20 protein-coding genes and 3 pseudogenes are annotated in these 21,679 nt (G+C 34.4%); 1 reads left to right on the top strand and 22 read right to left on the bottom strand.

Features of this window, described 5'->3' with window-relative positions:
• Positions 1-191 precede the first annotated feature (191 nt).
• Positions 192-304 (top strand): annotated as a pseudogene (locus M998_RS19540) (IS481 family transposase); the annotation flags it as partial.
• Positions 305-403: 99 nt separating this feature from the next.
• Here M998_RS19540 and M998_RS07565 read toward each other — a convergent pair.
• The 22 genes and pseudogenes from M998_RS07565 to M998_RS07675 all read right to left on the bottom strand — a co-directional run.
• A pseudogene (locus tag M998_RS07565) lies at positions 404-639 on the bottom strand (transposase); the annotation flags it as partial.
• A gap of 121 nt (positions 640-760) precedes the next feature.
• On the bottom strand, positions 761-970 hold the full coding sequence (locus tag M998_RS07570; RefSeq protein WP_068908253.1) for a hypothetical protein: 210 nt from the start codon (positions 968-970) through the stop codon (positions 761-763).
• A gap of 23 nt (positions 971-993) precedes the next feature.
• Complete coding sequence (gene galE, locus M998_RS07575; RefSeq protein ID WP_068908255.1) at positions 994-2,016, bottom strand: UDP-glucose 4-epimerase GalE; 1,023 nt, start codon at positions 2,014-2,016, stop codon at positions 994-996.
• A 9-nt stretch (positions 2,017-2,025) separates the two neighbouring features.
• On the bottom strand, positions 2,026-4,104 hold the full coding sequence (locus M998_RS07580; protein ID WP_082913009.1) for a polysaccharide biosynthesis tyrosine autokinase: 2,079 nt from the start codon (positions 4,102-4,104) through the stop codon (positions 2,026-2,028).
• Between the two features lie 34 nt (positions 4,105-4,138).
• Positions 4,139-4,567, bottom strand: coding sequence for an arsenate reductase/protein-tyrosine-phosphatase family protein (locus tag M998_RS07585; protein ID WP_068908259.1), 429 nt, complete (start codon positions 4,565-4,567; stop codon positions 4,139-4,141).
• Positions 4,568-4,572: 5 nt separating this feature from the next.
• On the bottom strand, positions 4,573-5,718 hold the full coding sequence (locus M998_RS07590) for a polysaccharide export protein (RefSeq protein WP_068908261.1): 1,146 nt from the start codon (positions 5,716-5,718) through the stop codon (positions 4,573-4,575).
• A 51-nt stretch (positions 5,719-5,769) separates the two neighbouring features.
• Complete coding sequence (locus tag M998_RS07595; protein WP_068908263.1) at positions 5,770-6,717, bottom strand: NAD-dependent epimerase/dehydratase family protein; 948 nt, start codon at positions 6,715-6,717, stop codon at positions 5,770-5,772.
• A gap of 9 nt (positions 6,718-6,726) precedes the next feature.
• Complete coding sequence (locus M998_RS07600) at positions 6,727-7,545, bottom strand: glycosyltransferase (protein ID WP_068908265.1); 819 nt, start codon at positions 7,543-7,545, stop codon at positions 6,727-6,729.
• A gap of 31 nt (positions 7,546-7,576) precedes the next feature.
• On the bottom strand, positions 7,577-8,617 hold the full coding sequence (locus M998_RS07605) for a glycosyltransferase (protein WP_068908267.1): 1,041 nt from the start codon (positions 8,615-8,617) through the stop codon (positions 7,577-7,579).
• 178 nt (positions 8,618-8,795) lie between these two features.
• The gene (locus tag M998_RS07610) at positions 8,796-9,758 is read right to left on the bottom strand and encodes a glycosyltransferase family 2 protein (RefSeq protein ID WP_068908269.1); all 963 of its coding nucleotides are present in this window, start codon (positions 9,756-9,758) and stop codon (positions 8,796-8,798) included.
• On the bottom strand, positions 9,751-10,878 hold the full coding sequence (locus tag M998_RS07615) for a hypothetical protein (RefSeq protein ID WP_068908271.1): 1,128 nt from the start codon (positions 10,876-10,878) through the stop codon (positions 9,751-9,753). The genes M998_RS07610 and M998_RS07615 overlap by 8 nt, the downstream gene beginning before the upstream one ends.
• Positions 10,879-10,946: 68 nt before the next feature.
• Positions 10,947-12,029, bottom strand: coding sequence for a glycosyltransferase family 2 protein (locus M998_RS07620; RefSeq protein WP_082913010.1), 1,083 nt, complete (start codon positions 12,027-12,029; stop codon positions 10,947-10,949).
• On the bottom strand, positions 11,938-12,957 hold the full coding sequence (locus tag M998_RS07625) for an ATP-grasp domain-containing protein (protein ID WP_068908274.1): 1,020 nt from the start codon (positions 12,955-12,957) through the stop codon (positions 11,938-11,940). Before M998_RS07625 ends, M998_RS07620 begins: the two co-directional genes overlap by 92 nt.
• Entirely contained in the window at positions 12,954-13,385 is a 432-nt protein-coding gene (locus M998_RS20055; RefSeq protein ID WP_068908276.1) for a GNAT family N-acetyltransferase, read from the bottom strand. The genes M998_RS07625 and M998_RS20055 overlap by 4 nt, the downstream gene beginning before the upstream one ends.
• Before the next feature lie 13 nt (positions 13,386-13,398).
• Positions 13,399-14,502: a DegT/DnrJ/EryC1/StrS family aminotransferase gene (locus tag M998_RS07635; RefSeq protein WP_068908278.1), complete on the bottom strand. Its 1,104-nt coding sequence runs from the start codon at positions 14,500-14,502 to the stop codon at positions 13,399-13,401.
• A complete protein-coding gene (locus M998_RS07640; RefSeq protein WP_068908280.1) occupies positions 14,495-15,952 on the bottom strand; it encodes a lipopolysaccharide biosynthesis protein in 1,458 nt (485 codons plus the stop codon). Before M998_RS07640 ends, M998_RS07635 begins: the two co-directional genes overlap by 8 nt.
• A gap of 4 nt (positions 15,953-15,956) precedes the next feature.
• Positions 15,957-16,820, bottom strand: coding sequence for a glucose-1-phosphate thymidylyltransferase RfbA (gene rfbA, locus M998_RS07645; RefSeq protein WP_068908281.1), 864 nt, complete (start codon positions 16,818-16,820; stop codon positions 15,957-15,959).
• A 2-nt stretch (positions 16,821-16,822) separates the two neighbouring features.
• Positions 16,823-17,881 (bottom strand): dTDP-glucose 4,6-dehydratase, encoded by a 1,059-nt coding sequence (gene rfbB / locus M998_RS07650; protein WP_068908282.1) that lies wholly within the window; start codon positions 17,879-17,881, stop codon positions 16,823-16,825.
• A gap of 227 nt (positions 17,882-18,108) precedes the next feature.
• Positions 18,109-18,930, bottom strand: a pseudogene (locus tag M998_RS19440) (IS5 family transposase).
• Positions 18,931-19,978: 1,048 nt separating this feature from the next.
• A complete protein-coding gene (locus tag M998_RS07665; protein ID WP_068908284.1) occupies positions 19,979-20,554 on the bottom strand; it encodes a hypothetical protein in 576 nt (191 codons plus the stop codon).
• 71 nt (positions 20,555-20,625) lie between these two features.
• On the bottom strand, positions 20,626-20,835 hold the full coding sequence (locus M998_RS07670; protein WP_006662529.1) for a helix-turn-helix transcriptional regulator: 210 nt from the start codon (positions 20,833-20,835) through the stop codon (positions 20,626-20,628).
• A gap of 100 nt (positions 20,836-20,935) precedes the next feature.
• The gene (locus tag M998_RS07675; protein WP_068908285.1) at positions 20,936-21,514 is read right to left on the bottom strand and encodes an inovirus Gp2 family protein; all 579 of its coding nucleotides are present in this window, start codon (positions 21,512-21,514) and stop codon (positions 20,936-20,938) included.
• Positions 21,515-21,679 lie beyond the last annotated feature (165 nt).

The raw sequence follows: 21,679 nt of genomic DNA on the forward strand, positions 1-21,679 counted from the left end.
GAGCTTACAAAACGCGAGTGTAGATAATGAACTAGATTCAGATTGCTCGATAAGCGTTTTTCATTCTTGATTGATGCGTCATTTTCCCATTTTAAATCTCCTTATGGTCGGAGACTTGATCTTATTATTTGTGCTAGATGATTAGAATGCGGGGTTTATGGCGCGCTTACGATCTTGATGAATTGTAGTATTACTATAATAATGCTCGAACTCACCAAGGAAAAATGTGTTGTGGACGCACGCCAATAGAAACGTTATTAGATGGAAACGGATTTGGGCTGAAAAAAATTTAACCCAAATATAATCTGATAGACACCTGTACAAATAACTGGTAACTGTCAGATCGAGTCTGAGCTAGTACATTTTAGGATCTATCAACAATCACTCTGGCATGTTTCAAAATTGCATCACGCCATTTCTGGAAACACGATGTGCAGAACTCGGTAAACATGCCTCTTTGGTATTCAGGGCATTCCACAGGCAGCCAGTCTTGAGCACAAATAATATGGCATCCATAGCTACACGGTTATCAACCCGTTTACGGTTAGTTCCGAGCGGATGATTCGTTTTGTGTTCAGGAATAAGAGTTGTTATTTTTTCCGAGAGTTCATCGCTAATCTGACAATAACGGCCTATCATACGCTCCCCCTCAGAAATTATCGTAACTCATTATTATTATACAATAATTTCTTTTGGGATTGGCTCTTAAAGTAATAATTTGCATATTTTATCCATCAGCTCTTTGAGCTTTAGTGATAGTTTAACTTAATGTTTTATTCTCATTAATATTCTTTGTTTTATCTTCAAAGTGTTGTTTAAAAATTAAAACCTCACTCATTTTTACCTTACCATGCCTATTTCTTTTAGGTAAAGGCAATCCTTCTAATTCACATGTAGCTCTATATAGCATAGCTAAATATTCTGCCTTAACACCAATATATAGGGCAAAGGAATCTATATCAATATTCATATTTTAACCTAAATAAAATAAATCTATTTATAGCCATTAGGGTTTTGCGATTGCCAACGCCAACTATCGTTCACCATATCTTGCACGGAGTACTGAGCTTGCCAGCCTAAATCAGTAAAGGCTTTATTAGGGCTAGACCAGCACTCAGCAATATCACCGGGGCGGCGAGCAACTATTTTGTATTGGATCTGTTTGCTTGATGCCTTTTCGAAAGCAGCGATCATTTCTAATACACTAGTGCCTTTACCGGTGCCTAAATTATAAATATGGAGCCCTGCTTTTTGACTAACACCATTCAAGGCAGCAATGTGCCCACTCGCTAAATCCATAACATGGATATAATCACGAACACCAGTACCATCTGGTGTTGGGTAGTCAGCGCCAAATACCATCACTTCTTTATGACGACCAACAGCAACTTGAGCAATATAAGGGGTCAAATTATTTGGAATACCCTGAGGGTCTTCCCCCATTAAACCTGAAGTATGGGCTCCGACAGGGTTAAAATAACGTAATAAAGTCAGTGACCATTCATCATGCGCAATATGTAAGTCGGTAAGAATGCGTTCAACCATATATTTGCTAGTACCATATGGGTTGGTTGTACCACCTACTTTCGATTCTTCAGTTAACGGTACCTCTTCAGGTTCACCATACACCGTCGCGGAAGAACTAAAAATGAGGCTTTTTACACCCGCTTTTTGCATTGATGTGATTAAAACCAAAGTTCCATTAACATTATTGTCATAGTACTCAATCGGTTTTTGAACTGACTCACCCACTGCTTTTAGCCCTGCAAAGTGAATCACCGATGCAATTTTATGTTCGGCAAAAATGGTATCTAAAATTTTGCTATCACGTACATCACCAACGTAGAAAATAGGTTTAGTGCCAGTAATGGTTTCAATGCGATTTAGTACTTCAGGATTAGCATTGCAGAGATTATCTAAAATAATTGGCTGCATGCCTTGTTCAATCATCTGCACACAAGTATGGCTACCGATATAACCAAGGCCTCCTGTGACTAATACTTTTGCGTTTTTCATTGTACTTTCCTAGTACTCATAAACATAATTATAATCGTCTGACTTGGCATCGATACCATTTAAGATCACACCCGTAATTTCGATATCGTTTTGCTTAAAGCGTTTGAGCGATAGCTCAATATCTTTCACCGTGTTCACACCATAATAGGCGATAAGCAATGAGGTCCCAACGTACTTACCAATAATAGCTGAGTCGGTGATTGCCAGTATTGGCGCAGTATCAATCACGACGATATCGTATTGACCTTTCACCGTATCAAGTAAACGTTTAAAGCGCTCGCTCATCAGCAATTCAGAAGAGTGAGTGACATTCTTACCGCGACAAATCACGTCGAGGTTTTCAATCACATTGCTATGAATATTTGGCTGGCTAGTATCTGATTGCGAGAGATAATCGGATAGACCTAATTTATTGCTTAATCCAAAGGCTTTATGGATACGGCCTTTACGCAAGTCAGTATCGATTAACAATACTGACTTGCCTGCATTTGCTAGCACCACCGCCATATTGGAGGTAACAAAGCTTTTACCTACACCCGGTGAAGCACTGGTGACCATAACCAGATTATTACCTTGGTTCATGACCGAGAAATAAACACTAGTACGTAAAGAACGAATGGCTTCAACCGCCGTATCGGCAGGGTTTTCTAATGCGAGTGGGTGCTTGTTACCTTCTGCAATTAATTTCTTCTCATAGCTAGAGAAAGGAATAGTGGCATAGACGTTGATACCCAGTGCATCAATATCCTCAGTGCCTTTAATTTTATTATTAAAGAACTCACGAGCAATCACATATGCACAACCCACAATAAAGCCCAGTATTGCAGCTAATACTAAGATTAATGCTTTCTTAGGTGCTACGGCATTCGGTTGAGATTCGGCAGAGTCAATAATACGCACATCAGCGGTGATCCCTGAGTTTAATACACTCAGTTCCTGCTGTTTTGCCACTAATTGATTGTAGATAGCTTGCTCAGACTCTACATCACGGGTTAAACGAACAATTTGTTGTTGAGTATTTGGCAGTTTTTGAATCGCTTTACTGATTTTCTCTTTCTCACGTAACAGCTGCTGGCGCTTATCAAGCAGTGATTGGTAAGCTGGGTGGTTGCGTGTATATAATTGCTGAATTTCAACTTCTTTAAAGGTGAGTTCATTTAACTTTTCTTCGACTTGCAAAGCACTATCAAGGGCGGATTTGGCTTCTAATGATAAGTCGATAGATTCATTCTTTTTACGGAAGGTGTTTAGCTGGTTTTCATAGTTATCCAGCTTGGTTTTAATCTTAGGCAGATATTCATCTAAGAATAATAAGGTGTTATTTGTGACTTCTTTTTTACGCTCGGTATTTTGGTCGACGTAATTTTGAATAATGCTGTTTAAGATTTGCACGTTTTCGGTTTTATCGGCACCTTTAATGGCCATATTGATAATACCGGTTCCTTTACCCACTTCTGCAATAGTTAAAGTGTTACGTAGGTTTTCAATGGTTGAATAACGCGCATTTTTAACTAAGGTAAATTCTTGACCAACCTCTGCAACTAAGGATGAAACCAATAAACTAATATCGTCTTGTTTTAAGAGAATACCAACGGTGCCTTCAAGAACTTGACCTTCAATATTGAGAGAATATTTGTTATCGCCCAAATAGGTCAACGTCGCAGGCTTTCCAATAAAGTATTCAGGAACTAAATAGAGAGCCACGACAGCATCGGTTTGATCGCCCCACAGCTTATCAAAAAAGCCTGCTGGTGCGATTTGAGTATCTAAATTCAGGTTAGTCACGGTTTTGCCCAGCACCATTCGTGACTTAATGACTTCAATTTCGGAATCGACTTGGCCATTGCTATTAGACAAAGGCATCATTTCACTCATTTGGTCAACAAGAGAAACTTGGCTGGCTTTGTCATATTGCAGTGTCGCATTAGCTTGATAGATAGGGGTAGCTAAAAAACTGTAAGCTGCTGCAAGCAAAATAAAAAACAGAGTAAAAAAGCCGATTTTAAGATAACTGGACTTTAATACTTTAAAAAGCGCCAGCAGATCGATCTCGTCCGAGGCAGGGGAGCTATTTTTTGTCGTGTTCATAATCAGTTAAATGCTAAGCCTTCCAAAATTAAAATTAAATTTTCCCTTGCCACTGTATAACGGCTTTTTCCATCAGTTGATAAATATGTTCAAACATTTCATCACTGCGTTTATGTGGATCTGGGATCTCGGTTTTATTAAGCCACTGGCCGAATAACATGACTTTGCCACGAGTTTCGGGAAACTGTTGATGGATCCTATCAATATGATCGTTTTCCATCACTAGGATTAAGTCTGCTTCTTTACATAATTCGCTGGTTAAACGTCGTGATTGATGATTGTCTAAACAGAGATCATGTTGCTGTGCGATACGGATGGCACTGTCATAAGCGGGGCGATTGTCTTTGGCAATAATGCCAGCAGAGTGTATTTTTTTATTGGGGAAATGGGCCTGTAATAAACGCTCCCCTGTGGGGGAGCGACAAATATTACCCATACAAACAACTAGGATATTGTTAAACATGACGATTACCAGTCGTGTACGCGTTTTACGCCTTCGGTTAATTGGTTATAAGAGGCAATAGTTGGTAGTAATTGAGTAATTAGGCGATTCCAACGTACCACAGGCGCTGCTGTAACATAGACTAGGTCATAAGGCTGTAGTCTAAACTCTGTTCCCATTACCATAGCGGTGGCATCAGATAAATCTAACTGATATACCGCTGCCATTTTTTTTGGTAGCAACGCATCAAGTTCTTTATCACCAGAGGTTTGGTTTTTAATTGGACGGATAACAAACACACCGGTTGCATTAGCGGTTGTTTGATCGGTACCCCCGGCTTTACTGAGTGCTTCAGTGATACTCATGCCTGCACGGTCAATAGTTAGGGTATTGGGCTGGCCGACTTCACCCATCACGAATACTTTTTGACCGTCGTTGCGTGGTACATAAAGCGTATCACCTGGGATCATCAGGTAGTTTTGGGTCATATCGCCATACTGTACCAATGATTGCAATGAGAGTTTAATTTCTTTGCCATTACGGGTCAGCACGACGTTATCCCAATCGGCTTTTTCGGTGAGGCCACCCGCGTTATTAAAGGCTTCCAGAACGGTAAGAGGGATATTGGTAATTGGCAATGTACCTGGTTTAGCGACTTCGCCAGAAACATACATTTTTTGTGAGCGGAATGCCGCAATACTGACATCCACTTGTGGGGATTCAATATAGGTAGCCAGTTTACTGCTAACTAAATTACGGATCTCAGACAGTGTTTTACCAACAACTTTCACGTTACCGATATAAGGGTAGTAAATGGTGCCATTGGAATGAACCCAGTTACCTGAATCGGCAGCGTTACGATAAGAACCCGCTGGAATAGTTAATTCAGGGTGCTCCCACACAGTGATGGTCAATACGTCACCCACACCCACACGGTATTCATAGGTTGAAAGTTGCTTTTCAAGGGTAGGGTTTGGTTTGGCGATCACTGGAGCCACGTACATCTCATCTAACAGTTTTGGTGAAATCGGATAGATATCCACAAATTTAGAGATATCACGATCGCCAGTGTCGACGACATTTTTGCCTGATGTAGACATATAGACACCAGGGGTAACGGTACAGCCGGTTAATGCTGTAAGCATTAGTACAGCAATAGAAAGGCGTTTCATATACACTCGCGATCCCTTTAGCAAAATGATGATAAAAGAAAATATTTTAATTTATTTGAATTCATATTGAACAGTATTAGCAATACCTTTTTCAAGAGTCACTGGTGCCTTGAAAGAGGTATCTGCAATATAATTTGATTTAAACTGCGTTCTAGCACAAAATTTTTTCACCCTGATGCTGCTTACCGGAAATTCTTTACCAGTAATTTTAGATAAAATATCAAAACAATATCCACCCATGATCCCAATAGGATAAGGAATACGAATATTTGATTTAGGTTTATCTAATGCGTTACAGATAACGGTAGTGAGCTCATTCATGGTGAAGTCAGGTTTATCAATATAATTGAAAACATGTTTACCTTCAGTGAAGGTGGTTGCAAAATGGATAAATGCAGCAACATTTTCAACATACGCCATCGATTTTTGGTTGTCACCACTACCAATCATCAAAAAACGACCTGAGGCAATTTGGCGGAATAGGTTATAGACATTACCTCGGTTATTTTCGCCAAAAACCACCGTTGGTCGTATCGTAACAAGGGTGTGATTCGCTGATTTAGCCTGCCAAGCATCATACACATATTCGGCTTCTAACTTTGATTTACCATAATCATTAAACGGATGATACTCACCATCTTCACCAGTTTCTTTTTCGACAAAGCCATAAACAGCTACGGAAGAGGTAAATACTATATGTTTAATACCAAGTTGTTCAGCGACATCACAAACATTTTTAGCTCCATCAACGTTTACTTCATAATAAAGGCTAATAGGGTGAACATTATCTTTATGTTGAGCAGATAAATTGATAATGACGTCAGTTCCTTTTAGTGGTTCGATAAGCGTTTCTGGTTTAGTGACATCACCAAATTCCCATTTTTCAGGATGAGCTTCGCTTTTTTGGATATCAACAATTTTAAAGTCGATATTTTTAGATTTTAATTGATTGGAGAGACGGGTTCCAATAAAACCGGATCCACCGATGATAGTTAACATAATAAACCTTTATTTTCTTAGTTTTTTATAAATTTTTGAAAGTATTGAAGTTGGTAATAATCTAGGGATACTACGTAGCGTAAAATTTAAGTATGAATTAAGTGGAGTATCAATTTTTTTCTCAATTTTCAATTTAGCTAGTTGAAATTCACTTTTTATATAAGTTATACCTTTGCGTCGTTTAACCATAGAATCGCCACATCTTACTTTAACTAAGGAATCTTGTAAGTTAGCTACTTTGTAACCAGCGGCAATAACCCTAATCCACAAATTATAATCTTCCATATATAAATGATGTTGGTAACCACCAACTAGTTCGATAATATCTTTACGAAAAGCTACTGTCATATGGTTGAATGGATTTCTTTGGTTTACATATTTAAGAATATCATTATGTGAACAGGGAACGTTTCTATAGCCTAATGATCTTGACATTGTGGAGTCAAACTCTTCTATACAAGATCCAAGTAAAACTATGTTAGGATTAAAATGTATATATAATAACTGTTTTTCAAATCTATCTGGCATGCAATAGTCATCAGTGTCCATTCGAAAAACCCAATTATACGAGCAATATTTTAAACCTTCATTTAAAGCTTTACCTAACCCTACATTCTCTTTTAGCTCGATTACTTTCATTATTTTTGGATATTGTTTGCTCCAGTGATATATCAAATCATCTAATTCACTAGATAATCTACCATCTTTTATTAAAATTACTTCATTTGGTAGCACTGTCTGGTATATTAATATGCTATTGAAAGCATCATTTAAATACTCAGCAGATTCATTTTTATAGACTGAAAGCAAAACAGTAAATTTAATCATTTTTTCCACAGTTAATTTTGTTTTATGAGAGCTATTCTGAAACTATATCTATCCATTTTTTCATTATTTTTTTAGGGCTAAATTCATCTTTATTCTTTAATGCATTTTTGTGCATTTTATAAAGAAGTTCATCATTAAATATGAGTGAACTAAGTTTAGTTGAAAATGAGGCGTTATCACCATAGGGAATTATATATCCCGTTGACTTATCTTTGATAATCTCCTTTGGCCCTGTTTTGCAATTGTATGCTATTGATGGTACACCAAAAAATTGAGACTCAATTAGTACCATTGGTAATCCCTCATAACGAGATGTCATTAAGAACAATTTTGAACAATTATAATAACTAGATATATCAGAAGTAGCAGGTATTAGCCTAATATTATCATTATCAGATATTATTGATTTTAATTTAGAGTAATCTTCACCATCACCTATAATTAGTAGTTCCCAATCTTTCGTTTTAGTCGATTTCCAAATGTTTATTAATGATTCAAAATCTTTTTGATAAGTTAATCGACCTACCGCAATAGCAATATTTTTACGAACATTAAAATCCCTTATTGTAAGGCCTGATTGAAAGTATGGGTTAATATTTCTAATGAAATCATATTTTCCAGTATCATTTCTAAATATGTTCTTATCGTTTTCTGTCAAAAAAATCACTTTACTTGCAAAGTAATACGCAAGTTTTTTTATTTTTTGTTTGACAAGGCTAAACGATTCGAATGATATATGTTCGGAGAAGATGATTTTTTTAGGTTTGTGAATTATAGAAGCTAGGGCGACATCAACAGAAAGTCTCCCCATGGAAATTGTAATGAGGCATCCGTCTTGTTGTTTAATGTGTTTCATTATTTTTATTAATGATAAATACCTTTTTTTTCCCTGAAATGTTTTTAAAGTAACGTTGTTATCTAATTCAAACGTTAATGTATTTTTAGAATAGTTAAGTGAATATAAAAATACGGAGTATCCCATTCTGGAAAATTCATTGCATAATATACATGCGACTCTTTCAGTGCCGCCGGTATGGCTAATATCATCAATTAATATAAATATATTTTTCATAACGACTCTATATTTAAAATATTGTTTATTTGTATATATTAATAGGTTAATAATGGTTCTGAGTTAATTTAGATGTCTATTAGATTTAAAAGATATAACAGTAATTAATATTGTGCTATATGTCCATTTAGTAGGCTTCCTATTAGTCGATTAGCTATTTCGTAACAAGTCATTAAAATTATTTAATAGAATTTTTTATGTCACTCAATTTTTTTCTTTCTAAATCATATTTAAATCTATCAATTAAATATTTTGTATTATATATTGATGTGGCCAAGCACAATAATATATGCACTGATTTTATGATTTTGCTATTACTTTTATAAGCAGAATTTAACTGTTGAGATGAATATTTATGGAGTAAGTTCGTAATGTTCCAATAATTAATATATGACGCCAGTTTTTTTTCAGAAAAAGAATCAATATTATTTTTATTTAGAATTCGCTCTTTAGCTAGTTTAACTACGTATGCATGCGTTTTTCGCTGCTTTAAACTAAAGGTTGAAGCCGTATTTCCAAGTCTATGCCTAATATACATTAAAGCTTCAGGGTGGTTATCGCATTTAAAACCATTATCTAAAGCTCGTAGTATGAAATCATAATCTTCTGCATAAGGTATTTCTCTATAATAGTTTAATTTTATATATATATCTTTTTTACATAGCCATATGTGCGTGATAGGTGTTCTTAAAAGCTTTGTTTTATCAATTAGCTTGGAACCGCATGGAAGATTACTATATGATAATTTGTTATCATTTTCATCTATACCAATCATTTGGCATCCAACTAAATCTAAATTTTTGGTTACTAATAAATCGTATTGCTTTTGGATTCGTTCAAGATCAGCAATATCATCTCCATCGATCCTTGCAATATAGTTACCTTTACTTAATTTTATACCTTTATTTAATGTTTGACATATCTTTAAGTTTTTGGAATTTTGTTGATGAATTATTTTTGGATTATTTTTAGCTAGTTTTTTAATAATATTATAGGTATTATCAGTTGAGCAATCATCAATTATAATTAATTCAATGTTTGGGTATGTTTGTTTCAATATGCTGTCTATAGATTTTTTGATCCAAGGAGCTACATTATATGTAGGCATAACAACAGAAATTAATGGTAATGTATTATTCATATGACGGATTATGTCCTTTTTGTTTTTCTCTTTCTTCTGAGATAATTATTGCATTAATAATAAATATAAATGGCGAGTATGCACTGAATAGAGAAATCCCACAAATGAATATAGGAAGCCATAAAATTATAGTATAGCTTTTTGAAATATAGAGAGAGTAAGCTGTAAATGATAGGAATACTACGCTTCCAATTATTCCGAACTCTAAAAAAAATGTTACATATATATTATGTGCAAAAATACCCAAAAATGATTCTGCATTTCCCATCCCTATTCCAAAAAATTTCAAATCAACTGGAAGAGATGAATACAAATCTTCAGCTATACTAAAAATGTAGAACTTGGAGTTAAAACTACCATCTAAATCTCTGAAATTTATATCAAGATATAGATATTGATAAAGTAAATAACTAAATGTAAAAAATGTTGCCAATAGTGTGAAATATGACTTTAATCTAAATCTAACAATACTGTGATATATAATAATAATTATTATACCAGCAACAATTGCCGCTCTAGAAAAGGTTAATAAAAGTAGAACGAAAAGTAAAAATATTTGTTTTTTAACTTTGACTTCCAATACTTTATTTAAATAAATAGCAAATGCAATTAGTGACGTTATTACTAGCCCCGCGAAGTTCGAGTCAAAATAAAAATAACTACTTTTCAGTGCATATATAAATCCTCGACTTGATTCGTATAGTAAGGTTCGGGATAATAATTCAATAGATAAAAATATTATAGATATATTAATTGATTTTATATATATTGAGTTTCTTTTTTTATACGGAATAGTATGTATGATATTTGGTATAAAAATGGAAATAAGCCATGAGAAATAAAATAGTAAAGGAGATAATACATTTATATCATTATCATAGGTTAATTTTGATAAAAAAATGCCAATGTACTGACTTATTAAAAATAAGGTTGAAAATAAAAAATAAACATATGTGAGATTTTTTATTTTTGGTTTTAAAAATAAATTTAGAGTGCCAATTAATAATAGTACAAAGCCTAATATATAAATTAAGTTAATTGGGAGAGAATTAAAGCTAATAAATGAGCAAAAAATAACCAGCAGCAAATAATCTTCATTTCTAATTGTTATCTTTTTCATATCATATTGAGTTTATTTAAATATATCTAAAATCTAGAGAAGGTTAATTGAAAATAAATAATAATAGGTCAATGTTTTTTTAATTTATTATTCATGCTTGACATTATCATGCAAGTATAATTTAATGGATTTTTGAAGAAACCAATTAGCATATAATACAAAAAGCATAAAATATTTTTTTTCTTTAAGTATGAAAATGAAAGATCTTTTATATATATACACTGTATTTTTTTTAATGAAGCGTTCTGTGAGCTATTTAGATTTAGCTGATTACTAATTAAGTTACTACATACTAGTCTTGCTTTACGATCTAGTATAAATTTATCATTGTTTATTGACTGGCTCCAACTACCAATAGAATCTCGTCTATATACGGATGTGATATCAGGTAAATACATACATCCTTGATTATAGGATGCGAATAGCTGCATATAGTAATCACCTACTGGTGCAATAGAGTAAAACCAATCAGGCAGTAATGGAATGATTTTTTTCTTAAAAAAGAATGTCGCTGTTGGGTAAAAGTCTTTTTTTGGTCCAATTATGCAATTATCAAAAGGGATATTTTTTTTAGTTTCGCCCAAATTACAAAAATCATCTTTTACACCATTAGGGAATAAAGAAATGGCATGGGTTATAACAAAATTTATATTTTCATTCAAAAGTAATTCATTAATTTGTTTTTGAATTTTATACTCATCAATCCAATAATCATCACCTTCACATAAAGCGATATATTCGCCATCAGCGTGAGCTATCGCTAATGGAGTTATCTTTTTTCCTTGTTGATATTGATTTTCAGTTTGTAAAACTAACTTAATGATATTAGGGTACTTATTTTTATACTCTAGAAGGATTTTTCGGGTGTTATCGTTAGAAACATCATCATGAATAACTATTTCAAATTTATAATCTGTAATCTGCGCAAGCATTCCATTAATTGCATCTCTAATATAACCTTCTTGATTAAATGTAATGCAAACACAGCTAACATATACTTTATCTGTATATTTCCAATGGTTCATGATTGAAGCTTCATTTTCGGGAGCTTTTAAAGGATTAATATTCATTTTTAATAATAGTTGGTTTGATATCTTTACAGCAGAGAACGTTTTCTTTAATGGTAACATACTCATTTTTAGTTTGACCATTTGAAATCCATTCGATTATTTGTTTAGGAATGTGTGCTCCTGCTAAATGAGAGAATGGATATTGTCCACCAAACCGAGCATTCATTTCTAATATATAAAACTTACCATTTTCTTCTAAACAATCAGAATCTAAAATACAAACATGACCTAACTCTCGTGATAATAACTCACCAAGCTTATGAAGAGCTGGATTATTAATCGTTAAAGCTTGATCTGTTTCTCCGGAACGCATAGCTACTTTTTGCTTACAAAACGTAGTGATATAGTTACCATCTAAATCATTGATAATTTCTAATCCATATTCATTACCAGATATATACTGTTGTATCAGTACTGATTTTTCAATATCTAAGGCTGACTCATACTTAAGGTATGTTGATTGAATTTCATTTTTTACTTTTTTATAAAAAATATTTATCTCATCTATTGTTTCTGCTTTATAAATACCGATCGAGCCCATTCCCCAACGAGGCTTAATTATTAATGGTAGTTCTAATATTTTATTTTCAATAGCTTCATGTACAGCTGGTAATGACAAAAAAGTTTTTGGGGTTGAAATGTTTCTTTCAACTAAAAAAAGATATGTTTTCCATTTATCATTACAAATATCAATGACATTTGGAGAAGATACAATAATATTTACACCAATATCTAAAAATTTTTGCTTATTTTTAGCCAATATAGGTAAATCAATATCAAATAATGAGATAATTACATTTATATTATTTTCTTTGCAATATTGTAATAAAAAATCAATATAATTATTTGAGTATATCTCAGGCGTTATTATGTATGAATCTGCATGAGTCATGGCATAAGTAAAGGTACTATTTGCAGCAAAAACTTTACCCTGTGATTCTATTAATGCATCTTTAAAATAATCAACTAGGTATGTACGTCTACCAGCAGATGTTAATAATATATTCATTTTTTCACCATTAAAACTTCACTTATGCCATATTTGTTAATATATCTATTTTTTATTATAAACCCTAATTTCATGTATAATCTTTTTGATACGGTATTATCATCCCATGTAATGATATTTATGGGTTTATTAATTAGTTTAAAAAGGGACTCGAACAATAAATATGATATTTTTTTGCCTCTATATGAATTTCTTACAGCAACTAATGTTATTTGAGCCTCATCTAAATTATCATAATATACCATTAGAGAAATTATTGTTTTTTTTTCAATGATAAATATTACCTTGGCATTATTTATTACTTTATAATAGTATTCACTAAAGTTTATTTTTTTATCAAGAGAGGGGGTGAAATCTGAGTTAACACTATTTAAAAAATCAATAAAACTGTCTTTATTAAGCAAACTGACATCATTAGATATATTCATTTTATGCAAATTATTAGTTGATTAGTAAGTTTAATATTTTTGTTATATCATCTCTATCTACATTATGATGTATTGGCAAACAAATAACATTATCCGATACTTGTTTTGATATTTTTAAATCATATTTTACGATATTTGGATGATTTTTATAAAAAGAAAAATCTGTTATTAAAGGATAAAAATATCTTCTAGATAAAATATTACTTTCTTTAAATCTAAAGTATAGTTCATCTCTGCTCATGCCAAATTCTTTTTCATCAACAAAAATAGGAAAATAAGAATCATTGAATTTAACATTTTCAGGTTGAGATAAAAAAGTTAATCCTTTTATCTTGCTAATTTCATCCCGATATATTTTAGCGATATTATTTCTTATGCTTATTGCATTATCAATATGTTTAAGTGCAGCTAAACCAAACGCAGCTTGTACTTCATTCATTTTGGCATTTGAGCCTAACATTGATATTTGTGTTTCTGATTCATAACCAAAGTTTTTTAACCTATCTAATTTTTCTTTCATTTCTTTGGTATGACAAATAATAGCACCACCTTCAATTGTTGAGTAAGCTTTAGTTGCGTGGAAACTCAAGATTGATAGGTCGCCCCAGTTAAGGATAGATAGGCCATTTTTAGTTACACCAAATGCATGTGCAGCATCATAGATTACTTTTAATCCATGCTTATCAGCAATTTTTTGAATAGCATCATGATCGCAAGGATTACCGTAGACGTGAACCGGTAATATCGCTGACGTATTTTCAGTAATTGCCTCTTCTATTTTTTTAGGATCGATATTAAAAGTATTTGGGTCGATATCAACAAAAACCGGTTTTAAGTTGTTGAGTAGAATCGCATGACTGGTTGCAACAAAACTATAAGGTGTTGTAATTACTTCACCTTCTAGATCCAAAGATTGTAATGCGGTGATTAAAGCTAACGTTCCATTAGAGAATAATGAGACATATTTTACACCTAAATAGTCACATAACTCTTTTTCTAGCAATTGGTGATAATGCCCGCTATTCGTTAACCATTTTCTTGACCAAATATCTTCTAGATATGGTGTGAGTTCTTCTAATGGTGGTAATAATGGTGACGTTACAGTGATATTATTCATAATTTTTCGTTAGCTTCTTTGGAAGAGTATTCAATATGAGATACTGATAGAGATCTTTTTGAAAAAAACGTATGCTGAATATATAAAAAACACAGGCAATCAAAATAATTAATGCTATTGAAAACCAAGGTGGTATGGCGATTAGTTTAGTGATAAATAATGCGGCAGAACATGTTATTAGTGCTATTAGCCAGATAGGGAATAAAGCTTTTAACTGAATATAACCTGATAGCTTGCCTATTTTTCCGTTATAGTAAGTATTGATAAATAATGCGAGATAAGATTGAATAACTATCCCAATACAAATAACTTTAATTCCATAAGGAATGGTGATCACAAGAATAATAGTGGTAATAATTTTCTTTAGAATTTCTAATTTTAGAAATAAATCAGACCTACCTTTAACTTGTAAATAATTTAAATTAATGGCATGAATAGGGTAAAGGAGTAAACCAATTGCTAATATCCTGGCAAATAAAGCAGCTGGTTGCCATTCACGGCCTAATAATTCAGGAATAAGTGGGTCAGCAACAACAGCAAATCCAAAAAGTAACGGGAAAATAACGGCTGCTGATACGCGTAATGTTAGCAGATAGGCATTATTCAATCGCTGTTCATCATTTTGGATACTACTCAGCATAGGATAAGTAACACGCTGAATAATAGAGGTCATTGTCATTGCTGGTGTTCTTACTAACTGGTTTGCTTGCGTAAAATACCCAACATCTAATACGTTAAATTTTTTACCAATCACTATTTGGTAAATATTTTGATAAATACTGTCAATTACCCCTGATAGCATCAGTTTTGAGCCGAAATCAAATAATTGGCGGAATGATTCAGTATTAAAACTTAATATTGGCAGCCAACGATGTAATATATTCAAAAAAAGAGCATTAAAAGCAGCATAACTTAATGTTTGACCTACTAGTGACCATACACCAAAACCAAAATATGCCATTGAAAATGCGACTAAGCTACTTATGATTACTGCGGCTAATGATGCTTTTGCTTGGGTTTTAAAGTCCATATTTATGGACAATTTAGTACGTTGTATAATAGCTAACGCATTAATTATTACGACCAATGATAATACACGCGTTAATGAAGTTAATTCTGGTTGTTTATAAAAGTCGGCAATATAAGGCGCACTAAAATATAGTATCGCATAACAAATGAAAGCGATAACAATATTAAAATAGAATGCTGTCGAGTAATCCTCTTCTGTGCGATCCTGTTTTCTTATTAGGGCTGAACTTAATCCACTATCAACAAAGACTTGGCTGACAGAAATGAACACAGCTAGCATTCCGATTAGTCCAAATGCGTGGGGACCTAACATTCGGGCTAAAACTAGCATCACTGCTAACTGAACGACTTGTGTTGCAAGGCGCTCAATTGCACTCCATTTAAGTCCTGAAGTTGCTTTTTGTTTTAAATTATTATTCACAAGATTATTTCACGAGTGATAATAAATATTCACCATAGCTATTTTTAGCCATCAATTCAGCTCTTGCTATGAGATCTTGATTAGATATCCAACTGTTGTTATATGCAATTTCTTCTAAGCAGGCAACTTTGTAGCCTTGCCTTTTTTCTATTGTTTCTACAAATTGTGCCGCTTCAAGTAGGCTTTCATAAGTTCCAGTATCTAACCAAGCAAAACCACGACCTAGCATTTCAACATTCAATGAGTTACGCTTTAAATACATTTCATTAAGGGTTGTAATTTCTAACTCACCTCGATTAGAAGGTTTAACTTGTTTAGCGAGCTCAACAACGTGATTATCATAAAAATATAATCCTGTTACTGCATAAGTTGATTTAGGATTTTTAGGTTTCTCCTCGATAGAGAGTACTTTTTTATTTTTATCAAATTCAACAACACCAAAACGTTCAGGATCTTTGACTTGATAGCCAAAAACAGTTGCGCCTTCGGGACGTGATGCAGCTTCTTTTAATTTTGGTGTAAATGCTTGCCCGTAAAATATATTATCCCCTAACACCAAACACACACTATCCGAACCAATAAACTCTTCGCCGATAATAAAAGCTTGCGCTAAACCTTCCGGTTTTGGTTGTATTGCATATTGTAATGAAATACCAAACTGAGAACCGTCACCTAATAAACGTTCGAAGCTGCTTTGATCTTCAGGTGTTGTAATAATAAGTATTTCGCGGATCCCTGCTAACATAAGTACTGACAGCGGATAATAAATCATAGGTTTATCGTAAATAGGAAGTAACTGTTTAGATACTCCCATGGTTATTGGATATAACCTTGTACCAGAACCACCCGCTAAAATAATACCTTTCACTTTTAAGCCCCTAGTCTTTCTCTATTATATTTATTATTTTGAACTGATTCACACCATTCTGAGTTCTTTAAATACCATTCAACCGTTTTACGTAGACCCGTTTCAAATGTTTCGTCCGGTACCCAGTTCAGTTCATTTTTAATTTTTGTAGCATCAATGGCATAACGTAAGTCGTGACCAGGCCTATCAGTCACATAAGTAATCAGGTCACTATAATTCTCAATATTATTCGGTTTGTTTGGTACGAGTTCTTCAAGGATGCTACAAATTGTTTTTACCACATCAATGTTGGCTTTTTCATTATGACCGCCAATATTGTAGGTTTCACCAATCTTACCTTCAGTAACGACTTTATAGAGTGCTCGTGCATGGTCTTCTACATATAACCAATCTCTGATCTGTTGTCCGTTACCGTAAACAGGCAGAGCTTTTCCTTCTAATGCATTTAAAATGATTAAAGGGATCAGTTTTTCAGGGTAGTGGAATGGACCATAGTTATTAGAGCAGTTTGTTACGATGGTTGGTAAACCATAGGTACGTTGCCACGCTCTGACTAAATGATCACTAGACGCTTTTGACGCAGAGTAAGGGCTACTTGGCGCATATGGTGTTGTTTCAGTGAAAAGATCTGTTGTTGATTCAAGGTCGCCATAGACTTCATCAGTGGATATATGGTGAAAGCGGAAGGCGGCTTTTCTATCTGTTGGGAGTTGATTCCAATATTGGCGCGCGGCTTCTAATAATGTGTAAGTACCAATGATATTGGTTTGGATAAACTCACTTGGGCCATCAATAGAACGGTCAACATGTGATTCGGCTGCTAAGTGCATTATGGCATCAGGTTGATGTTGCTTAAATATATCTGTAATTAATTTTGCTTCACAAATATCTGCTTGAATAAATGTATAGCGATTATTTTCACAAACAGAATTAAGCGACTCTAAATTTCCTGCATAAGTTAGTTTGTCGACATTAATAATAGCGTCATTGGTATTATTAATAATATGACGAACAATCGCAGAACCAATAAAGCCTGCACCACCAGTAACTAATATTTTCATTTTGGAGTAATAAGTCGTATTTTGATTATAAAAAACAGAGAGCTAAAAGTAGTTATCTCATGATTTTGGTACGCTACCGCCCCGGGCTTACAGCTACCTGTTCACTGATAATTCTTAATTTACCCAACTAATTTTGGCTATTATACCCAAATAAGCTCGAGTGAGATAGTTATTAACTAAACTATCTATAAATAAGATATAATTACAGATAAATCTTACTTTAGAGTCTATCCCAATAGGGTTTTATTCCAGACAATGACACCACAGACAAGACAAAATGCAGCATCGCCTCATAATTCTCGACTTTCTTCTCCCAACGAGTCAGGACACGACGGTAGCGATTCATACAACTGTGTGTTCTCTCTACAACCCAGCGGTGAGCCTTAAAATCCGTGTTTTTGATGGCTTCTGACTCATCCTTCCGTGACTGGATATGAGGTTCATAGCGACGACTTCTCAGATACGATCCCAACCATTCCGCTTCATACCCTTTGTCCATGCACAACCGGAGCCTCTTGCATGGTCTGCCCGTCTGGAGGGCATCGAGCGTATCCGCAACCAGCTTTATGTCGTGCGTATTTGCTCCGGCTACAACCAGTGCAAGCGGAGGCCCGTTCGCGTCAGTCATCAGACTGCGCTTTACGCCCTGTTTCCCACGGTCTGTAGGGTTCCGCCCTGTTTTTTGAGCCTGCCAGGGGGGATTTGGTCATACAACCATCCATCGACAGCCACGACCAGTCAATAGCGTCCAACTGTTCGCAAGCAAGCAACCCGTTTTGCCAGAAGCGTTCAAATACGCCAGCATCCCGCCACTCCTGAAATCGGCGATGAGCAGAGCTTGACGAGCATATACCGGTGGCATTTAGCGCATTCCACTGGCACCCCGTCCTGAGTACGAAGAAAATGGCATTCATTGCAGCGCGATTATCAACCCGCTTGCGGTGCGTACCCAGCGGGTGTTGAGTTCTATGCTCCGGGATGAGAGGAGCCATTTTCTCCCAGAGTTCATCACTGATTTGCCACTTGTTCCCACCATGCTTTGCCCTCATAAATTATCATTATGTATTATCTGACAATTCCTTTTGGGATAGGTTCTTAATCCCTTCCCCCACTTTATTTCCGCACCCTTTTGATATTTCATTATTTTCAGCTAACAACTGATATAGATTGGCCTCTTAGATCTCCATAAAGTTGATATAACTTAAATTAGTGATATTAGTGATAAGTGAAATGGCATAGTTAATTTGGCAATCATGCCCGTAATTGGTGAACTTGCAAGCAACCTGACGATAAAAGTGCTTCATCCAGTTCAACTTTTCCCCCCTGGTAAAAAGAGAAGATAAACCTGATGCACCTTGGTTTGTGAAAGCTTCCAACTGAACTTGTTGTTGAAATTGTTGCGGGGAAAACAATTCACCTTCATTCCATAATAGTCAGTAAATTTTCATTCAATGATCCTTTTATTTAAGCAAAGCAATTAACACTGTGACTCTTTTTTCTTAAAAAACAAATAAGTAATGTGAAGAATTCTAATTTAGAAAGTAAAGCATTATTGATATTTTGATATGCTACCGCCCTTAGCCGTAAACCAAGGCTCATAAGGTAAAACGGTAAATTATTCCAAAGCAAATCCGTCCTCAGAGACCATTAAAGACAACGAAAAACTCGCTTTCACACCAAACAATACAAGCAATTTATCTTAAATAAATAGTTTGAATTATAGGTAGAGTTAAGTAATCCAGCAATATTTTTTATCTATTTATTTTAAATAGATATGAATACTCATATATAGAGTTATACGTACCCTGTTAACAACAGATAAAAGGTGGGTATTATGCAACTTAGGAGGATTTTCATGTCAGTGGATTCATTACCCTCGACAACAGCATGACTTAAGCTACTGAGGACGGTTGTACATATAGCAGTGGCATCAGTTTGCCTGATTGATTGCCATCCGCAAGGCAATTACAAAAGTGTCTGAAGTGAAAGCATAGCGTTATCAGATATGAGGTTTGTCATGAGAAGGAATATCAACACAGTGAGTAGCACGCGTTAACGATATTAATCCTTTTGATCCTCCATATTACTTTGCCGTGCTTATCGGCTGAACAATACATATTCATCCATAATAGTTGTTAATCCCCAATTTTCAGCTTGCCTATCAATCACCCATTCCACAAGTTGTTCTTTGGATTTCAACTTAAGTGTATGGTTCCAATCGTCTAATGGTGACCCTAACAGCAAATCATACCAACATAACCAGACCAATTTCGGTCGTATTTCCGGATCATTAAATTGCTGAAATAAACTGATTAACTTGTTAGCAAAGGAGTGCTGTTTAAGACGCGCACATTCACTGAGCAGTATCCCTTCCAGCATAGGGTGGTAGCGTAACAGCCGTTCATCGATATGAAAACTCAGGTTTAAATCCTCTTCTTCGGTGAGCTTGTCAGGGTAGGCGTTGCCATACACCAGTCGATAGAGACGAGCAGGAATAACCGCCACCTGGCAGGCTTCATGACTCGAAAAACGAATGTACGACACTATCAAATAGTGACTGTTTTGAATGAGTGAATGACACATACCTTGGCAAATGGACAACTTCGTATACCCATTTAACCAACGTTGATAATAACTCAATAACTCTTCGTAACGAGCGGGCAGCTTTTTCATACTCTCGGTACTCCATAAATTAATTCATACAACAAATTGGGGTTAAATTGAATATGTTGACTTCGAAAGGGTTAATACCGAGAAGCCACAAGACGCGCTTGCAGCCATTGATCTACTTCACTCTTTAACCAACGAGAGCTGCGCCCTAATTTAATCGGTTTTGGAAACTCACCCTCTTGAATCTGTTTATAAAACCATTTGTCCGTTAATCCAGTTAAGCAAGTAATAAATTTCATATCAACGAATTGGTCATTTAGTAAAGATACTTTCATATTATTCATTTAGAAGCTCCTGTCTTTGAAATGAAAAGGCAGAAGTGATATCGAGATAATTATCGGGATATGACTTCTCAAATCATATCCCCGATATGTAAAAAATTACTTATTGACTACCCCCAAAACAACGAAATCTATCGTGATAAGGTTTGCTATAATCTTTAGCAAGATAACTTAATGCATGCATCGTATTGATATAGGCTTGTTCAAAACCAATTTTTTCTTGTTCTAAGTAATGACAACTGGAAAATTGCACTAATCCTTTCTGAGGGTTATTAAATAATCCTAGTGCACTGTCCCAAGCATTAATAATTAATGCTGCAAGATTATTACCTTCATGATAATGACCTGTGCTATAATAAACATCTTTATTTAGCAATAAGGCAACATGGTAATGTGTTTTCTGATTAATCGGCCCTACTTCTCTTACCCAAACATAATCTACATTAACCCTTAGATTCCGTCCCCATAAATGGCTTTTATTTTTAACGTCAACCATGATCCTTCTTTTTAATGACTCAAAAAAGCGAGTATTCACTTTATGGTCATCTTTATAGTCGATTCTTCCATAAGGGGATCGTAAATCAATTCTAAAGATAGATAGTCGTTTAAACTCACTGAGTGATTTATTAATAGCTTGTTCAATTCTTTTTTGGTAATAAAGATTATGAGTACCCTTCGACATCACTACAGCTCGCATATTTAACTGTGATTAGCACTTCATATAAGATGGTTTATATTCATTCAATTACATCATCTATCTAAAGTAATTAGTATTATCATAAATACACTATAATAATTAACATCATGAATATCATTTGTTTAATCACTCTATATATACTTATATCCG

Origin of the sequence: Providencia heimbachae ATCC 35613 (assembly GCF_001655055.1) — a bacterium.
In the GTDB taxonomy this organism is placed as follows: Bacteria; Pseudomonadota; Gammaproteobacteria; order Enterobacterales; family Enterobacteriaceae; genus Providencia; species Providencia heimbachae.

Coding starts and splice junctions, on each gene's coding strand:
- M998_RS07620 (WP_082913010.1), bottom strand. CDS start 12,029: ATGGTCAAACTAAAAATGAGTATGTTACCATTAAAGAAAACGTTCTCT.
- M998_RS07570 (WP_068908253.1), bottom strand. CDS start 970: ATGAATATTGATATAGATTCCTTTGCCCTATATATTGGTGTTAAGGCA.
- M998_RS07670 (WP_006662529.1), bottom strand. CDS start 20,835: ATGAATAATATGAAAGTATCTTTACTAAATGACCAATTCGTTGATATG.
- M998_RS07595 (WP_068908263.1), bottom strand. CDS start 6,717: ATGTTAACTATCATCGGTGGATCCGGTTTTATTGGAACCCGTCTCTCC.
- M998_RS07610 (WP_068908269.1), bottom strand. CDS start 9,758: ATGAATAATACATTACCATTAATTTCTGTTGTTATGCCTACATATAAT.
- M998_RS07600 (WP_068908265.1), bottom strand. CDS start 7,545: ATGATTAAATTTACTGTTTTGCTTTCAGTCTATAAAAATGAATCTGCT.
- M998_RS07615 (WP_068908271.1), bottom strand. CDS start 10,878: ATGAAAAAGATAACAATTAGAAATGAAGATTATTTGCTGCTGGTTATT.
- M998_RS07675 (WP_068908285.1), bottom strand. CDS start 21,514: ATGTCGAAGGGTACTCATAATCTTTATTACCAAAAAAGAATTGAACAA.
- galE (WP_068908255.1), bottom strand. CDS start 2,016: ATGAAAAACGCAAAAGTATTAGTCACAGGAGGCCTTGGTTATATCGGT.
- M998_RS07605 (WP_068908267.1), bottom strand. CDS start 8,617: ATGAAAAATATATTTATATTAATTGATGATATTAGCCATACCGGCGGC.
- M998_RS07580 (WP_082913009.1), bottom strand. CDS start 4,104: ATGAACACGACAAAAAATAGCTCCCCTGCCTCGGACGAGATCGATCTG.
- M998_RS07590 (WP_068908261.1), bottom strand. CDS start 5,718: ATGAAACGCCTTTCTATTGCTGTACTAATGCTTACAGCATTAACCGGC.
- M998_RS20055 (WP_068908276.1), bottom strand. CDS start 13,385: ATGAATATATCTAATGATGTCAGTTTGCTTAATAAAGACAGTTTTATT.
- M998_RS07665 (WP_068908284.1), bottom strand. CDS start 20,554: ATGAAAAAGCTGCCCGCTCGTTACGAAGAGTTATTGAGTTATTATCAA.
- M998_RS07585 (WP_068908259.1), bottom strand. CDS start 4,567: ATGTTTAACAATATCCTAGTTGTTTGTATGGGTAATATTTGTCGCTCC.
- M998_RS07635 (WP_068908278.1), bottom strand. CDS start 14,502: ATGAATAATATCACTGTAACGTCACCATTATTACCACCATTAGAAGAA.
- rfbB (WP_068908282.1), bottom strand. CDS start 17,881: ATGAAAATATTAGTTACTGGTGGTGCAGGCTTTATTGGTTCTGCGATT.
- M998_RS07625 (WP_068908274.1), bottom strand. CDS start 12,957: ATGAATATATTATTAACATCTGCTGGTAGACGTACATACCTAGTTGAT.